The sequence below is a fragment of the Geodermatophilus sp. SYSU D01036 genome, from assembly GCF_054050435.1.
This window is the reverse complement of sequence record NZ_JBJGZJ010000022.1, coordinates 12597-28600: the sequence shown is the minus strand read 5'-3', so window position 1 is coordinate 28600 and position 16004 is coordinate 12597. Positions and strand designations below refer to the sequence as shown.

Here is a 16004-nt window from a genome sequence, read left to right as displayed (position 1 = left end):
TCGTCCGCCGGTCGCGCCGAGTCTCGACACCGCCGCGGACCTGTGTCAACTGCACGCAGTCCGTCTTGACACGTGCGGCAGGTCACGAGCAGGGTGGCCGCGTCCGCATCCTCTGTCCGGCCAGCGGACAGGTGTCCGTCGAGCCAGCGACGTCCGAGGAGAGCACCATGACCGACCCCCAGACCCCGGCACCGCAGGCCGGGCGCCCCGTCGTCCTCCGCGGCGGCACGGTGCTGACGATGGACGACGCGGGCACGGTGCTGCGCGACGCCGACGTCCTCGTCGTCGGCGACCGGATCGCGGCCGTGGGCCCGGCGCTGGAGGCACCCGACGGCGCCCAGGAGGTCGACGCCACCGACGGCATCGTGATGCCCGGGATGATCGACACCCACCGGCACATGTGGCAAACCGCGATGCGCGGCTACGGCGCCGACTGGTCCCTCACCCAGTACTTCGTCTGGTACTACCTCGAGCACGGCCGGCGCTTCCGCCCGGAGGACGTCGCCGCGGGCAACCGGCTGGCCGCCGTCGAGGCACTGGACGCCGGCGTCACCACCGTCGTCGACTGGTCCCACGGCCTGCAGACGGTCGACCACGCCGAGGCCGCCGTCGACGCGCTGCAGTCGGTGCCCGGCCGGTACGTGCTCGCCTACGGCAACATCCAGGCCGCGCCGTGGGAGTGGACGGCCGACAAGGCGGTGCAGGGCTTCCTCGAGCGCCGCCGCACCGGCGCGGGCGACCTGCTCGGCTTCCAGCTCGCCTTCGACGTCACCGGCGACCCCGCGTTCCCGGAGAAGGCCGCGTTCGAGGTGGCCCGCGAGCTCGGCCTGCCGGTGACCACGCACGCCGGCGTCTGGGGCGCCACCAACGACGACGGCATCCGGCTCATGCACGAGCACGGCTTCGCGACGCCGGAGACGGTCTACGTGCACGCCGCGTCGCTGTCCCCCGACAGCTACCACCGCATCGCGGCCACCGGCGGGTCGATCTCGGTCTCCACCGAGTCCGAGCAGAGCGCCGGGCAGGGCTACCCGCCCACCTGGCAGGTGCGCGCGCACGGCATCCCGGTGTCGCTGTCGATGGACACCAGCGTGTGGTGGAGCGGCGACCTGTTCTCCGCGATGCGGAGCACGCTGGGCGCCGACCGCTCGCGCGAGCACTTCGAGGCCCACCTCAAGGGCGACACGGTGACCCAGCTGGCGCTGCGGGCGCAGCACGTCGTGCAGTGGGCCACCCGCGGCGGGGCGACGGCGCTGGGCCGCGACGACCTGGGCCGGCTCACCCCCGGCGCCAAGGCCGACGTCGTGCTGATCAAGAACGACGCCTCGCCGGTGTCCTTCCCCCTCCTCAACCCCTGGGGCCACGTGGCGTTCCAGGCGCAGCGCGGCGACGTGCACACCGTGCTCGTCGACGGGCGGGTCGTGAAGTGGCAGCACCGGTTGGTCGGCGTCGACCTGGCGGCGGTCCGGCGCGAGGTGGAGGCGACCGTGGAGCACCTGCGCGCCGACATGGGCGAGGACGTCTGGCTCCTGGGCATGGACCCGGAACTGCCGTCGGCCGAGGTGCTGGACAACCCGTACCAGTACACCGACTACCGGTCGGAGACCACGCACACCGCCCGCGAGGAGGCCTTCGAGCGGCACCTGGCCGGGGAGCGCTGAGGGGCCACCGTGGCCGGACGCGGTGAGGGGCCGGACTTCGTCGAGGCGCTGGCGCGGGGGCTCGACGTGCTCACCTGCTTCGACGCCGACCACCCGGCCATGACGCTGTCGGAGGTGGCGGCCGCCGCGGGGCTGGCCCGGCCGACCGCGCGGCGGCTGCTCCTCACGCTCGAGGAGCTGGGCTTCGTGCGGTCGGCCGGCGGGGTGTTCTCGCTGACCCCGCGGGTGCTCTCGCTGGGGATGGCCTACGTCGGGGCGCTCGGGCTGTGGGACCTCGCCCGGCCGCACATGGAGGCGCTGGTCGCGCGGACCGGCGAGTCGTCGTCGATGGCGCAGCTCGACGGGTCCGACATCGTCTACGTGGCACGGGTGTCGGTGCCCAAGCTGATCGCGCTGCGGGTCGAGATCGGCACGCGCTTCCCCGCCGTGCAGACCTCGCAGGGCAAGGTGCTCCTCGCCGCCCTGCCGCCCGACCGGCTGGACGCCACCCTCGCCGAGCCCAGCCGCTCGGGGCTGCCGCCCTACATCGGGCGCACGGCCGAGCAGCTGACCGAGGAGCTCACCGAGGTGCGCGCCCGCGGCTGGGCGCTGGCCGACGAGGAGCTCGCCCCCGGCGTCCGCTCGGTCGCCGTCCCGGTGCGGGACGGAACCGGCGCGGTGCGCGCAGCGATGAACGTGACCGTGCACGCCGCGGAGACCTCGACCGAGCGGCTGCTGGCCGAGCACCTGCCCGCGCTGCTGCGCACCGCCGGCGAGGTGAGCGCCGACTGGTCGCGCTGGCAGTCGCGCCCGCACGTGGAGGTGGACCGGTCGCGCACCGCCGGATGAGACGCCACCGGATCGGGTAAGCCCGTCCCATGAGCGGCACGTCGGCGGAGGAGTACGCCCGGGACTACACGGAGCCCGAGCTGCGCGAGCGGCTCAAGGAGGAGATCAAGGCCGGGGACCGGGGCGGGCGACCCGGCCAGTGGAGCGCCCGCAAGAGCCAGCTGCTGACCCACGAGTACGAGGCGGCCGGCGGCGGCTACCGGCACGAGGGCGAGCGCAGCGAGGCGCAGCGGCACCTGCAGGACTGGACCGGCCAGGACTGGCACACCGCCGACGGCGGCGACCGCGCCCGCGGGGAGGGCGGGACGAAGCGGTACCTGCCCGACGCCGCGTGGGAGCTGCTCTCCGACGAGGAGAAGCGCGCCACCGACGCGCGCAAGCGCGGCTCCGACGAGCAGCACGTGGCCGACACCGACGCCGCCAGGGAGGCCCGGAAGGCCGCGGAGCTGCTCGACGCGAAGGCCGACGAGGCCCGCCGGCAGGTGGGCCGCATGCGCGGCGACTCGCAGCTCGACCGCGCCGAGAAGGCGGAACGGGACCTCGGCAAGGGCCGCAAGACGGTGCTCGAGGCGATCGAACGGCAGCGCGACCGCAACTGACCCGGGCCCGGGCGGCAGAAATGGCCATTTCCGCCGCCCCGACACGCCCTGCACCACGCGCAAGCTTGCACGAACTGCACGTTCCGCGTGACCATGGCCCGGTGACCTCCGGCCTGCGCGAGCGCAAGAAGTTCGCCACCCGCTCGGCGCTGCACGCCGCGGCGCTGCACCTGGTCGCCGAGCGCGGGCTGGACGGCGTCTCCGTCGACGACGTCGCCGAGCGCGCCGGCGTCAGCCCGCGGACGTTCTTCAACTACTTCCCCACCAAGGACGACGCCGTCCTCGGCCTGGATCCCGCCGACGCCGCGCTCCTCGCCGAGCGGTTCACCGCGCGCCCGGCCGACGAGGACCCGGTCACCGCGCTGCGCGCCGTGCAGGCCGAGCAGGCCGCCGCGATGGCCGACGAGCCCGCGGGCGTGTGGCCGCTGCGGCTGCGGGTCATCGACGAGCACCCCGTGCTGCTCGCCCGGCTGCACGCCGCCTTCGGCGCGTCCGAGCGCGCGCTGGCCGACGCCGTCGCCGCCCGCACCGGCACGCGGGTCGGCGTCGACGCCTACCCCACGCTGCTGGCCGCGGTCGCCGGTGCCGCCCTGCGCACCGCGCTGCACCGCTGGCTGGCCGCCGACTTCGCCGTGCCGCTCCCCCGCCTCGTCGACGAGGCCTGGGACGCGCTCGCCGCCGGGCTCCCCGCCCCGCGCTCCTGACCCCTCCCGAGCGGCCGGCGCCGTCCGCTCCCCCTCGGTGCCGCGCGCCCGCGGCACCGCCGAACGACCCGTGGAGAACGACGTGAACCCGCCGCCCGACGGCACCGCCCCGCCCATCGTCCTGACCCGGCGCCGCATCAACCTGGTCTTCTCGGCGCTGCTCGCCGGGATGCTCGTCGCCGCGCTCGACCAGACGATCGTCGCGACGTCGATGCCGACCATCGTCGGCGAGCTCGGCGGCGTCTCGCACATGGCGTGGGTGACCACCGCCTACCTGCTGGCCACCACGCTGGTCATGCCCGTCTACGGCAAGTTCGGCGACCTGTGGGGCCGGCGGACGCTGTTCCTCGTCGCCATCGGCCTGTTCACCGTGGCCAGCGTCGGCGCCGCGCTCGCGCCGGACTTCACCTGGTTCGTCGTCTGGCGCGGGGTGCAGGGCCTCGGCGGCGGCGGGCTGATGATCCTGTCGCAGGCGATCATCGCCGACATCGTCCCGGCCCGGGAACGCGCCAAGTACATGGGCCCGATCGGCGCGCTGTTCGGCCTGTCGGCCGTCGCGGGGCCGCTCGTCGGCGGCTTCTTCACCGACACCGCCGCCCTGGGCTGGGAGTGGTGCTTCTGGATCAACGTGCCGGTCGGCGTGGGCGCCTTCCTCGTCGGCTGGTTCGCGCTGTCGCTGCCGCGCCGGCGCAGCACCACCCCGCTCGACATCGCCGGGATCGTCGCGCTGTCGGCGACCACGACGTCGCTGGTGCTGTTCACCGACCTCGGCGGCAGCGACGGCTGGACCGACCCGCTGACCCTCGCGCTGGCCGCCGCGTTCGCCGTCTGCGCCGTCGTCTTCGTGCTGGTCGAGCGGCGCGCGGTCGAGCCGATCGTGCCGCTGTCGCTGTTCCGCAACCGCACCTTCGTCGTCGCCACCGCGCTCGGCATGGCCGTGGGCCTCGGCATGTTCTCGGCGATCGCGTTCATGCCGACGTTCCTGCAGATGAGCTCGGGGCTCTCGGCCGCGAACTCGGGCCTGCTCATGCTGCCGATGACCGCCGGGATCATCCTGACCATCCAGTCCTCGGCCGCGCTGATCCTCGAGGACGGCCGGTACAAGCGGTTCACGATCGCCGGGGTCGCGGTCATCCTCGCGACGATGGTCTGGATGACCACGCTGGCCGGGGACACCTCGCTGTGGACGATCGGCGCGATGTTCTTCGCGCTCGGCTGCGGGCTCGGGCTGATCATGCAGAACGTCGTGCTGGCCGCGCAGAACGCCGTCCCGGCCACGCAGATCGGCACCGCCACCTCGACCAACAACTACTTCCGCGAGGTGGGCGCCACCCTCGGCGTCGCCGTCTTCGGGACGCTGTTCACCAGCCGGCTGGCCGAGAACCTCACCGGCGCGCTGACCGGCAACGCCGAGCAGGCGGCCGCCGCGGGCATCACCTCGCCGGACACGCTGGTGCCGTCGGCGGTCGACGCCGCCGGCGACCCGCTGCGGACGGCGATCGTCGACGCGTACGCGGACTCGCTCGCGCCGGTGTTCTGGTACCTGGTGCCGATCCTCGCCGTCGCACTGCTGCTGTCGTTCGTGCTGCGGGAGATCCCGCTCTCCGAGCACGCCGGCATGGTCGCCCGCGGCGAGGCGGTGGAGTCCGAGGAGGAGCTCGCGACCCTGCTGCGGTCTGGCGCGCAGGCCGCCGTCCCGGCGCCCGAGCCGACGCTGTCCAAGCGGGACGACGACCCGCTGCCCGTCTGACCGTGCACTTCCGCGGATGTGCTCCGTGCACATCCGCGGAAGTGCACGTCAACGGTTCGCGCGGGCGGCGGCGGTCTCGGCCATCAGCCGGTCGAGCAGGTCCTGCGGCAGCGCGGCGCCGAAGTCGGTGGCGAACCGGCGCATCGGCATCGAGCCGATCATCTGCAGCACCACCGCCTGCTCGGCGGGTGAGGCGGCGTCGGCGGGCATGGTCGCGGTGAGCGCCTCCACCAGCGCGGGGCCGGCGGCCGGGTGGGTGAACCACTCGCCGACCGAGGACTCCATCGTCAGCACCCGCACCAGGTCGTCCCCGGCCAGCGTCACGGTCTCCGCGGCGAGCACGGTCTCCGCGTCGGCGCAGACCTGCACCGCGTACTCCCCCGGCGCCACCACCCAGCCCGACTCGACGACGTCCCAGTACGCGAACGCCCGCCGGCCGAGCTCCAGCGTCACCTCGCGGCTCTCCCCCGGCTCCAGCGCCACCTTGGTGAACGTGCGCAGCTCCCGCAGCGGGCGGCGCACCGGCCCGGCCGTCGTCGACACGTACACCTGGACGACGTGCTTCCCGGCCCGGTCGCCGGTGTCGGTCACGGTCACCGCGGCGGTGGCGGTGTCCGCGCCGGTGACCTCGACCCGCAGGTCCGACGTCGCGAACGACGTGTACGAGAGCCCGTGCCCGAACGGGTACCGCACCGCGCGGCCCTGCGTGACCAGCCCGCGGTAGCCGACCAGCACGCCCTCGCCGTAGACGACCCGCCCCTGCTCGCCGGGGAAGGACAGGGAGCTCGGGGAGTCCTCCAGCCGCAGCGGCACGGTCTCGGCCAGCCGGCCCGACGGGTTCGCGACGCCGTAGAGCAGGTCGGCCAGCGCGCCGCCGCCGGCCTGCCCGAGCAGCGCGCCGTCGAGGACCGCGTCGACGTCGTCGTGCCAGCCCTCCAGCGACACCACCCCGCCGTGGGAGAGGACGACGACCGTCCGCGGCGCCGCGGCGGCCACCGCGCGGACCAGCTCGACCTGCTCGGCGGGGAGGTCGATCGTCGTCCGGTCGAAGCCCTCGGACTCGTCGGCGTCGGCCAGGCCGAGGAAGACGACGGCGACCTCGGCGTCGCGGGCCAGCGCCACGGCCTCCTCGCGCAGCGCCGCGGCGTCGTCGCCTGGTCCGAAGCCGGGCGCGAACGGGAGCTCCCGGCCGGCGAGCGCGCGCATCGCGTCGAGCGCGGACTCGACCCGGGTGGCGGTGACGTTCGAGCTGCCGCCGCCCTGGAAGCGCGGCGTGCGGGCGAGCTCCCCGACGACGGCCACGCGAGTGCCCGGGGCCAGCGGCAGGGTGCCGTCCTCGTTGCGCAGCAGCACCGCGCACTCCGCGGCCAGCTCGCGGGCCAGGGCGCAGTGCGCCTCGACGTCGACCTCCCCGGCGGGCCCGCCGGCGTAGCGGGCGAGGGCGGCCACCCGGGCGGCGCTCGCGTCGACGTGCGCCTCGTCGAGCTCCCCGGCCCGCACCGCCTCGACCACCCGCCGGTTGCCGGCGCCGCGGTCGCCGGGCATCTGCAGGTCCAGCCCGGCGGCGAGCGCCGCGGCGCGGTCGTCGACGGCGCCCCAGTCGGAGACGACGACGCCGTCGAAGCCCCACTGCTCCCGCAGCACCTCGGTGAGCAGCCACCGGTTCTGCGACGCGTAGACGCCGTTGACCTTGTTGTAGGCGCACATGACCGTGGCCGGCGCCGCTTCGGTGACCACCCGCTCGAAGGCCGGCAGGTAGATCTCGCGCAGCGTCCGCTCGTCGACCTCGGCGCTGATCCGCATGCGCTCGGTCTCCTGGTTGTTCGCCGCGAAGTGCTTGACCGAGGCGCCGGCGCCCGCGGCCTGCTGCCCGCGCACGTGCGCCGCACCGAGGACCCCGGACAGCAGCGGGTCCTCGGAGTAGTACTCGAAGTTCCGCCCGCCCAGGGGTGACCGCTTGATGTTGACCCCCGGCCCGAGCACCACGTGCACGCCCAGCGCCCGCGCCTCCCGGCCGATCGCCGCGCCGATCCGCTCGGCGACCGCGGGGTCCCAGCTGTTGCCCACCGCCACCGCGGGCGGGAAGCAGGTGGCCGGCAGGTTGCGGGTGATGCCGGGGCCGCCGAAGTCGCCCTCCTGGCGGCGCACGCCGTGCGGGCCGTCGGTCAGGACGAGCGAGGGCAGCCCCGCCTCCTCGACCGGCGGGGTCGACCAGAAGTCCTGACCGGAGAGCAGGGTCGCCCTCCGCTCGAGGGGCAGGCCGTCGAGGTCGGTCACGGGAGCTCCTGCGGGTCGTCGGCGCCGGCGTACGCGAACGAGCGCACCACGAGCGAGCCGCGGGCGCACCACACGCCGCCCAGCCGGCCGGTCATCCCGCCGGCGACCTCGGTGGAGAGGTAGCGCCCGTCCAGCCGGCCGAGCTCGGCGGACCCGCCGGGCCGGACGACGCCGGCGACGACGACGTCCGGGCCGGGCGCGGTCGACGAGAAGTGGCCGGCGGCCGGTCCGGTGCGGATCTCCAGCACCGCCTCCGGCCCCGCGGCCGCCTCGCCCAGGACCGAGGGCAGCGGGCCGACCTGCGCCACGGCCCGCACCCGGTGGCCGTCGACCTCGACGTCGAGGTGGTGCCGGGCGTCGATCCGCAGCGTGAGCCCGCCGACGCCGTCCACCCGCACCGCCGCGCCTGGGTGCGGCAGTGGCGGGAGCGCCCCGGCGGCTGAGCGGCCTCAGCTGGCCGCTTCCTCCTCCTCGTCGTCGTCCTCGTCCTCGTCGCCCTGCTCGTCGTCGCCCTGCTGGTCGTCCTGGGCCGGCTCGTCGTCCTGCTGCCCGCCGTCGCCGGCCTCGTCCTCGCCCGCCTCGTCCTCGCCCGCCTCGTCCTCACCCGCCTCGTCCTCGTACTCGTCCGCCGGGCCGGCCATGACGGTGTAGAGGTCCTCGAGGACGTCCAGGGCGGTGTCGATGTCCTCCGGCGCGCGGTCGGCCAGCGCCCCGAGCGACTCCACGCGCTCCTCGGTGAGCAGGTCGGGCAGCCGCTCGAGCAGCGTGGCGACCGCCTGCGGCCCCTGGCCGGTGAGCGCCCGGCCGACGCGCAGCAGCGCCCGGACCGCGGCCGCGCCGCGCCCGTTGCCGAGCAGCTCGCCGGCCTGGTCGAGGTTCTCCTCGGCCAGCACCCGGTCCAGGCCGGCCGCCACCCGCTCCACCCGGCCGTCGTCGAGGACCTCGCCGGCGCGGTCGACGACGCGCGGCAGGCGGTCGTCGGCGAGCAGCAGGTCGAGCCGGGCGAGCAGCCGGCCGAAGCGCTCGTCGGCGGGGAGGTCCAGCAGCCGGCCGATCCGCTCGTCGGCCGCCAGGTCCAGCAGCCGCCCGATGCGCTCGTCGTTGGCCAGGTCCAGCGCCTTGGCGACCCGGTCGCCGGTGACGAGCTCGAGCAGGGCGTCGAGCCGGTCCACCCGGTCCGGGGCGGCGAGGCGGTCGATCCCGGCGCCCAGCCGCTGCAGCCGGCCCGAGGAGAGCAGCCCGTCCAGCGCGTCGAGGGCCCGCGGCACGACGTCGGCCCGCGCCCGGACCGAGTCGGCCACCCGGGACATCCCCGCGATCCGGTCGGGGGTGAGGACGGCGACCAGCCGGTCGGTCAACGCGGCCACCGCGGCCGCCCGCTCGGGGGTCAGGACGCCGGAGAGCCGCTGCACCACGCCGGTGGCCGTGTCGACCACGTCGGGCGCCGCGGCCGCGGCCCGCACCACCGCGGGGCCGACGCCGTCGAGCAGGGCCCGGGTGCTCCGGAGCACGTCGTCGGCCATCGGCAGCAGGTTCTCCGCGCGCGGCAGGGCGGCGCCGAGCGTGCGGACCGACTCGACGAGGGTCCGGGGGAGGTCGAACAGGTCCGCGGGGTCGGGCAGGCGCATTGGCCCCCACTACCCGCGCGGGAGCGCGACTCACTCGCGGGACACGCCGGCGTCCGGCGGCACCCGCTCAGGGGAACCCACGGACCTCAGGAGCTGTGCACCTCGTCGTAGCCGTAGTCGCCGCCGGGGTCGTCGTGCCCGGTCCGGTCGGCCGGCTCCGCGCCCACCGGGGGCACCGGCGCGCGGGCCGCCCCGGCCGCGGCCTCGTGGGCCATGTCGTAGCCGTAGTCGCCGTCGGAACGCTCAGCCGGCTGGGTCACGGCCCCTCCTCCACGCCGTCGGGAACGTGCGGCCGATGGTCCGCGCCCGGCCGGGACGCGGGCAAGGGCCGCCGCCGCGGCTCCCCCGAGCCGGCGGGTACCGGCGGCGGGCCGGACCCGCAGCGCATTGCGCACCGGTGCAGGAGTCGAGCATGGTCGTGCGGGACAGGGAGGGGGACCGGGTGAGGGTCGCGCTGTTCGCCACCTGCCTGGTGGACACGGTGGTGCCGCAGGTCGCCCTGGCCACCGCGCGGCTGCTGGAGCGGCTGGGCCACGAGGTGGTCGTGCCGCCGACGCAGGCCTGCTGCGGGCAGATGCACGTCAACACCGGCTACCGGCGCGAGGCGGTGCCGATCGTGGCCAACCACGTGCGGGCGTTCGCCGGCGCGGAGGCGGTCGTGGCGCCGTCGGGGTCGTGCGTGGCCTCGATCCACCACCAGCAGGCCGCCGTCGCCCGCCGCGCCGGCGAGGAGGGGCTGGCCGCCGAGGCCGAGGCGCTGGCCGCGCGCACGTACGAGCTGTCGCAGTTCCTCGTCGACGTGCTCGGCGTGACCGACGTCGGCGCCTACTACCCGCACCGGGTCACCTACCACCCGACCTGCCACTCGCTGCGCCTGCTGCGGGTGGGCGACCGGCCGCTGCAGCTGCTGCGCGCCGTCCGCGGGCTGGAGCTGGTGGAACTGCCGGGCGCGGAGTCCTGCTGCGGGTTCGGCGGCACGTTCGCGGTGAAGAACGCCGACACCTCGACGGCGATGCTCACCGACAAGATGGCCGACGTGCTCTCCACGCGCGCCGAGGTGTGCACCGCCGGGGACGCGTCCTGCCTGATGCACATCGGCGGCGGGCTGTCCCGGCTGCGCTCGGGCACCCGCACGGTCCACCTGGCCGAGATCCTCGCCTCGACGGAGCAGTCCACCCACCCCACCACCCCGGCGGCCGACGTGAGCCCCTCCCAGTCCACCCGGCCGGCGGTGCGGGCGTGAGCGCGACGCCGCTCGCGCCGGGCGCCCCCCGCTCCGGGACGACGTTCCTCGGCCTGCCGACGGCGCCCCGCGGCGTGGGCCACCTGCGCGGCACGCAGCCCTTCCCCGACGCCGCCCGCACGGCCCTGCGCGACGGGCAGCTGCGCGCGAACCTCGGCCGCGCCACGACGACGATCCGCGGCAAGCGCGCCGCCGTCGTCTCCGAGGTGCCGCACTGGGAGCAGCTGCGCCAGGCCGGGAAGGCGCTCAAGGCCGCCACCATGGCCCGGCTCGACGAGCACCTCGAGGAGCTCGAGCGGCAGGTCACCGCGCGCGGCGGCACGGTGCACTGGGCGCGCGACGCCGCCGAGGCCAACCGCATCGTCACCGACCTGGTGCGGGCCACCGGCAGCTCCGAGGTGGTCAAGGTCAAGTCCATGGCCACCCAGGAGATCGGCCTCAACGAGGCCCTGGAGAGCGCCGGCATCGAGGCGATCGAGACCGACCTGGCCGAGCTGATCGTGCAGCTCGGCGAGGACACGCCCTCGCACATCCTCGTGCCGGCGATCCACAAGAACCGCTCGGAGATCCGCGAGATCTTCAGCCGCACCCTGCCGCACCTCCAAGGTCCCGGCGCCTCCCACGGCCTGACCGACGAGCCGCGGCAGCTGGCCATGGCCGCCCGCGCCCACCTGCGCGAGCGTTTCCTGCGCGCCCGGGTCGCCGTCAGCGGGGCCAACTTCGCCGTCGCGGAGACCGGCACGCTCGCCGTCGTCGAGAGCGAGGGCAACGGCCGGATGTGCCTGACGCTGCCGCAGACGCTGATCACCGTCATGGGCATCGAGAAGGTCGTGCCCCGCTGGGAGGACCTCGGCGTCTTCCTGCAGCTGCTCCCCCGCTCCTCCACCGGCGAGCGGATGAACCCCTACACCTCGCTGTGGGCCGGCGTGGCCCCCGGCGACGGGCCGCAGGAGTTCCACCTCGTGCTGCTCGACAACGGCCGGACGGCGGTGCTCGCCGACGAGGTGGGCCGCGAGGCGCTGCACTGCATCCGCTGCTCGGCCTGCCTCAACGTCTGCCCGGTGTACGAGCGCACCGGCGGGCACGCCTACGGCTCGGTGTACCCCGGCCCGATCGGCGCGGTGCTGTCCCCTCAGCTGACCGGCGTGGAGGACAACGCCTCCCTGCCGTACGCGTCGTCGCTGTGCGGCGCCTGCTACGACGTGTGCCCGGTGGCGATCGACATCCCCTCGATCCTCGTGCACCTGCGCGCCGAGCACGTCGAGGCGCAGGAGCGGCCGACGGCAGAGGCGGTCGCCTTCCGGGGGCTGGCGCGGGTGATGAGCAACCCGCGGCTGTGGCACCTCGCCCAGCGCGCGGCCGGGCTCGGGCGGCTGTTCGCGCGCGGGAAGCCGACGCTGCCGGCCGCGCTGCCGCCCCCGGCCAGCGCCTGGACCCGCACCCGCGACCTGCCCACCCCGCCCGCGAGGACGTTCGTGCAGCAGTGGAACGAGGAGCGCGGCCGGTGAGCGCGCGCGAGGAGGTGCTCGGCCGGATCCGGACGGCGCTGGGCCCCGAGCGGCCGCCGGTCGCCGTCCCGCCGGTGCCGGCGCCGCGCGAGCTGCCGGTGGCCGAGCTGCTGGACCTGCTCGCCGAGCGGGTGGAGGACTACCGCGCCACGGTGCTCCGCTGCGCCCCGGCCGACGTCCCGGCGACCGTCGTCCGCGGCCTGGATGCGGCGCTCGGGGTCGGCTGGGACCCCGGGGGCGTCGTCGTCGCCCCCGGGGTGCCGGCCGCGTGGCGGCCCGCCGGCGCGGCCGAGGACGACGGCCGGCCGGCGGTCGAGCTCGCCGCGTTCGCCGCGACGCTGACCGGCGTGGCGGCGGCGGTCGCCGAGACCGGCACGCTGGTGCTCGACGGGTCGCCGCTGTCGGGGCGGCGGGCGCTGTCGCTGCTGCCCGACGTCCTGGTCTGCGTGGTCGAGGCCGCGCAGGTGGTGCCCGACGTGCCCGACGCCCTGGCCCGGCTGGACCCGGTCGCCCCGCTGACGATGGTCAGCGGCCCGTCGGCGACCAGCGACATCGAGCTGCAGCGGGTCGAGGGCGTGCACGGCCCGCGCACCCTGGTCGTCGTCCTCGCCGGCTGACCCGGCCGCCCGGTCACGTGCCCGTCGTCGACCTGCGGTCGTCTCCCGCGCCCGGGGGCAGCAGCAGGTCGACACCCGGCGCGGAGAGGACCGGCTGTCCCCCGTCCGAGTCACCGGACGTGTTCGTCCAGATACGGATGGCCCCGGCCCGTGTGAGGGTCCCGCCCGTCAGCGGCGTCCCTCCGGCGTCCGCACGGACGGCGAGAGGGCAGCCGGATGGCGACGGCAGGACCGGAGGGTCCGGGCGGCTGGCACGCGAACCGGGCCGGACGGGCGACCGCCGCGGTCGTCGCGGCCGTCCTCGGCTTCGGCGGGGCCGCGTTCGTCGACACCGCGCTCGACGAACCGGCCGGCGTGGGGCCGCAGCCCGCAGCGCCACCCGGTGCTGCGGGCCCCGCTCAGTCGAGCGGCTCGGGGTAGGTCGCCCGCACCGCCTGCATGTCCAGGGCCCGGACGGTGTCCACGAGCAGGTCGACCGAGTCCGCGGGGATCCAGCCGGGCTCGGCGAAGACCAGCACGCCGTCGCGGTAGACCCGCAGCGTCGGCGCCGACCGCACGCCCAGCTCGGCCGCCAGCGCGGCCTCGGCCTCGGTGTCGACGGCGGTGAAGCGCAGGTCCGGGTGCCGCGCCGCGGCCTGGTCGAACACCGCGGTGAACGCCCGGCTGGTGCCCGACCGAGACGTCCGGAAGTCGACCAGCACGATGCCCGGCGCGGACACCGTCGTCGCGAAGTCCGCCGCGCCGATGCTCGCCGTCGCCATGTCCGCCTCCCGCCCCCTCCCCCAGTGTGGCCCGGGGTGCACCGCCGCACAGCGGGTGCGACCTGCGGATCCGCGGGTGACGGCTGCCGTACGCTCCGTACTCGGCACCCTCGCACAGGGAGCCGGGACGGAGCCGGGGTGAGCACTCACGACGGGACCGGTGACGTCGAGCGCTACCGCTACCTCGCCGAGGTCACCGAGTCCCTGACCCAGAGCCTGGACACCGGCACCGCCGCCGACCGGCTCGCCCGCCTGGTCGTGCCCGTCCTCGCCGACTGGGCCACCGTCACCCTGCTCGCCGGCGACGGCGCCCCCGGCAGCTCCGCCCGCGCGCACCGGGACCCCGAGCGCCTCGCCGACGTCGACACCTACCTCGCCGGCCGGGTCACCGCCCCGCGCGACCAGGCCGCGCTCGCCTCGGTCCTCTCGTCCGGCGAGCCCGTGCAGCTGGAGCGCATCGAGGCGGACCTGGGTCCGGAGTCGATGCCCGAGGGCCCGGTGCGCGCGGCCTGGGAGCGGCTGGACCCCCGGTCGAGCCTGTTCGTGCCGCTGCAGGCGCGCGGGACGGGGTTCGGCGTCCTGTCCCTCGTCCGGTGCGGTGACCGGCCGCCGGCCGGGCCCGCCGACGTCGCGCTCGCCGTCGAGGTCGCCCGCCGCGGGGCGCTCGCGCTGGACAACGCCCGGCTCTACGGCCGCCAGCTGCGGGTGGCCGAGACGCTGCAGCACAGCCTGCTCACCCCGCCGCCGCAGCCGCCCGGCCTCGAGGTCGCCGTCCGCTACCGGCCCGCGGTGTCGCAGCACCTGGTCGGCGGCGACTGGTACGACGCGTTCCCCCGTCCCGACGGGACCACGGTGCTGGTCATCGGCGACGTGGCCGGGCACGGCGTCGAGGCCGCCGCGGCGATGGCGCAGCTGCGCAGCGCGGTGCGGACCCTCGCCTACGACTCCCCCGACGGGCCGGCGCGGACGCTCGACCGCGTCGACCGGGTGCTGGCCGGCCTGCACGTCGGCACGCTGGCCACCGCGCTGGTCGCCCACCTGGCGCCCGCGCCCGGCGGCTCCGGCCGGGTGCTGCGCTGGTCGTCGGCCGGTCACCTGCCGCCGCTGGTGCTCGGTGCCGACGACGCGGTGCGGCAGCTCGACACCCCGCCCGAGCGACTGCTCGGCACCGACGAGCCGGGCCTGCGCCGCGACCACGAGGCGGCGCTCGCGCCCGGCGAGACGCTGCTGCTGCTCACCGACGGGCTGGTCGAGGTGGGCCGGCAGGGCATCGACGAGGGGCTCGCGGCCGCCGCCGAGGCGCTGTCCGGGCTGTCCGGGCTGACCGCGGACGCCCTGTGCGACCGGCTGCTCACCCGCGCCCTGCCCGGCCGCTCCGACGACGACGTCGCCGTGCTCGCCGTCCGCGTCCTGCTGGACTGACGCCGCCCGACGTCCCTCGAGTGGTCGGCTGCCGGTGTCACCGGGCCGCGGTGACCCCGCTGGACGACCACTGGACGCCGGATGTCGACCTGGTGTCGCCTCGCGCCGCGGAAGGAGACACCAGGTCGACGACGGGCGGCGTCAGCCCCAGAACGCGCGGACCTCGTCGGCGACCCGCGCGGCCTGGGCGCGGCCGGCGCGGGCGCAGGGCTCCCGGGTGGCGGGGTCGAGCGGGTTGGTGCCGAAGGCGCGCACCGCGTCCTCGTCGGCGAGCACCAGGTGCGCCTTCCCCCCGCGGCGCAGCGCCGCCAGCTCGTCGTCCAGCGACGGGCCCAGCGTGCTGCCGGCGATCCCCGCCATCGGCGCGACGACGAGCACCGTGTCGCAGCCGGCGGCGAGGTCGGCGTTGGTGGCCGAGCGCATCCCGCCGTCCATGAACCGCCGCTCCCCGATCGTGATCGGCGGGTAGACGCCGGGCACCGCGCAGGACGCGGCGACGGCGTCGAGCAGCGGGAAGCCGGTGTCGCGGTCGACGGCGAGGAACTCCCCGTCCGCGGTGTCGACGGCGGTCACCACGAGCCGCTGCGCGGGCCACTCCGGCGACCCGATCCGCGCGCCGATCACCGCGCGCCGCTCCGACTCGGGCATGGTCTGCGCCCGCAGCGCGAGCCCGCCGATCCGGGCGCGGGCGTCCTGCTGGCCGGCCGCGCCGGCCAGCGCGGCGGCGAACGAGGCGAGGAAGGCCGCGCCGTCGAACTCCACCGCCCGCTCGGTCGCCGGCACCGGGCCGAGCTGGGCGGCGTAGAGCTCCTCGAGGTCGTGACCGGTGCGCAGCAGCGTGCCGACGATCGAGCCGGCCGAGGTGCCCACCACCAGGTCGGCGTCCCGGACGTCGACCCCGGCGTCGGCCAGCCCGGACAGCAGCCCGATCTCCCAGGCGATCCCGGCGATGCCACCGCCGCCGAGGACGAGTGCCCTGCTGACCGTGGAACCGCTCACCTCAGGA

Annotated in this window: 15 protein-coding genes; 9 read left to right on the top strand and 6 right to left on the bottom strand. The window is 76.1% G+C overall.

From position 1 onward, the window contains the following. The first annotated feature begins 167 nt into the window (after window positions 1-167). From ACI8AR_RS18720 to ACI8AR_RS18700, 5 genes are all read left to right on the top strand, one after another. Window positions 168-1661, top strand: coding sequence for an amidohydrolase family protein (locus tag ACI8AR_RS18720; RefSeq protein ID WP_457052331.1), 1494 nt, complete (start codon window positions 168-170; stop codon window positions 1659-1661). A gap of 9 nt (window positions 1662-1670) precedes the next feature. Further along, window positions 1671-2489 (top strand): IclR family transcriptional regulator domain-containing protein, encoded by an 819-nt coding sequence (locus tag ACI8AR_RS18715; RefSeq protein ID WP_457052330.1) that lies wholly within the window; start codon window positions 1671-1673, stop codon window positions 2487-2489. Window positions 2490-2518: 29 nt separating this feature from the next. Then, window positions 2519-3088 carry a hypothetical protein gene (locus ACI8AR_RS18710; RefSeq protein ID WP_457052329.1) on the top strand — a complete coding sequence of 190 codons (570 nt, stop codon included), beginning with the start codon at window positions 2519-2521 and terminating at the stop codon, window positions 3086-3088. Between the two features lie 101 nt (window positions 3089-3189). Then, on the top strand, window positions 3190-3792 hold the full coding sequence (locus tag ACI8AR_RS18705; RefSeq protein ID WP_457052328.1) for an acyl-CoA-like ligand-binding transcription factor: 603 nt from the start codon (window positions 3190-3192) through the stop codon (window positions 3790-3792). Window positions 3793-3862: 70 nt separating this feature from the next. Beyond that, window positions 3863-5542, top strand: coding sequence for an MDR family MFS transporter (locus ACI8AR_RS18700; protein WP_457052327.1), 1680 nt, complete (start codon window positions 3863-3865; stop codon window positions 5540-5542). Window positions 5543-5590: 48 nt separating this feature from the next. On the opposite strand, the gene ACI8AR_RS18695 is transcribed toward ACI8AR_RS18700, so the two are convergent. From ACI8AR_RS18695 to ACI8AR_RS18680, 4 genes are all read right to left on the bottom strand, one after another. Then, entirely contained in the window at window positions 5591-7819 is a 2229-nt protein-coding gene (locus ACI8AR_RS18695) for a glycoside hydrolase family 3 C-terminal domain-containing protein (protein ID WP_457052326.1), read from the bottom strand. Then, on the bottom strand, window positions 7816-8211 hold the full coding sequence (locus tag ACI8AR_RS18690) for a hypothetical protein (protein ID WP_457052325.1): 396 nt from the start codon (window positions 8209-8211) through the stop codon (window positions 7816-7818). The genes ACI8AR_RS18695 and ACI8AR_RS18690 overlap by 4 nt, the downstream gene beginning before the upstream one ends. A gap of 57 nt (window positions 8212-8268) precedes the next feature. Then, on the bottom strand, window positions 8269-9447 hold the full coding sequence (locus ACI8AR_RS18685; RefSeq protein ID WP_457052324.1) for a hypothetical protein: 1179 nt from the start codon (window positions 9445-9447) through the stop codon (window positions 8269-8271). A gap of 86 nt (window positions 9448-9533) precedes the next feature. Beyond that, window positions 9534-9707 (bottom strand): hypothetical protein, encoded by a 174-nt coding sequence (locus tag ACI8AR_RS18680; RefSeq protein ID WP_456928512.1) that lies wholly within the window; start codon window positions 9705-9707, stop codon window positions 9534-9536. A gap of 182 nt (window positions 9708-9889) precedes the next feature. Between ACI8AR_RS18680 and ACI8AR_RS18675 the strand changes: the two genes are divergently transcribed. The 3 genes from ACI8AR_RS18675 to ACI8AR_RS18665 are packed head-to-tail and all read left to right on the top strand — an operon-like array spanning window position 9890 to window position 12815. Then, window positions 9890-10690: a (Fe-S)-binding protein gene (locus ACI8AR_RS18675; RefSeq protein ID WP_457052323.1), complete on the top strand. Its 801-nt coding sequence runs from the start codon at window positions 9890-9892 to the stop codon at window positions 10688-10690. Then, the gene (locus ACI8AR_RS18670) at window positions 10687-12198 is read left to right on the top strand and encodes a LutB/LldF family L-lactate oxidation iron-sulfur protein (RefSeq protein WP_457052322.1); all 1512 of its coding nucleotides are present in this window, start codon (window positions 10687-10689) and stop codon (window positions 12196-12198) included. Before ACI8AR_RS18675 ends, ACI8AR_RS18670 begins: the two co-directional genes overlap by 4 nt. Further along, the gene (locus ACI8AR_RS18665) at window positions 12195-12815 is read left to right on the top strand and encodes a LutC/YkgG family protein (protein WP_457052321.1); all 621 of its coding nucleotides are present in this window, start codon (window positions 12195-12197) and stop codon (window positions 12813-12815) included. Before ACI8AR_RS18670 ends, ACI8AR_RS18665 begins: the two co-directional genes overlap by 4 nt. A gap of 398 nt (window positions 12816-13213) precedes the next feature. Here the strand turns inward: ACI8AR_RS18665 and ACI8AR_RS18660 are convergent, their stop codons facing one another. Next, entirely contained in the window at window positions 13214-13576 is a 363-nt protein-coding gene (locus ACI8AR_RS18660; protein ID WP_456928508.1) for a thioredoxin family protein, read from the bottom strand. Window positions 13577-13714: 138 nt separating this feature from the next. On the opposite strand from ACI8AR_RS18660, the gene ACI8AR_RS18655 reads away from it, so the two are divergent. Further along, window positions 13715-14998, top strand: a complete 1284-nt coding sequence (locus ACI8AR_RS18655) for a PP2C family protein-serine/threonine phosphatase (RefSeq protein ID WP_457052320.1) — start codon at window positions 13715-13717, stop codon at window positions 14996-14998. Between the two features lie 141 nt (window positions 14999-15139). Here the strand turns inward: ACI8AR_RS18655 and ACI8AR_RS18650 are convergent, their stop codons facing one another. Next, window positions 15140-15997 carry a patatin-like phospholipase family protein gene (locus ACI8AR_RS18650; RefSeq protein WP_457052319.1) on the bottom strand — a complete coding sequence of 286 codons (858 nt, stop codon included), beginning with the start codon at window positions 15995-15997 and terminating at the stop codon, window positions 15140-15142. Between the last annotated feature and the right edge of the window lie 7 nt (window positions 15998-16004).

What these genes read in the sequence shown, in the direction of transcription:
- ACI8AR_RS18720 (WP_457052331.1), top strand. Translation starts at nt 168, where the DNA reads ATGACCGACCCCCAGACCCCGGCACCGCAGGCCGGGCGCCCCGTCGTC.
- ACI8AR_RS18710 (WP_457052329.1), top strand. Translation starts at nt 2,519, where the DNA reads ATGAGCGGCACGTCGGCGGAGGAGTACGCCCGGGACTACACGGAGCCC.
- ACI8AR_RS18660 (WP_456928508.1), bottom strand. Translation starts at nt 13,576, where the DNA reads ATGGCGACGGCGAGCATCGGCGCGGCGGACTTCGCGACGACGGTGTCC.
- ACI8AR_RS18685 (WP_457052324.1), bottom strand. Translation starts at nt 9,447, where the DNA reads ATGCGCCTGCCCGACCCCGCGGACCTGTTCGACCTCCCCCGGACCCTC.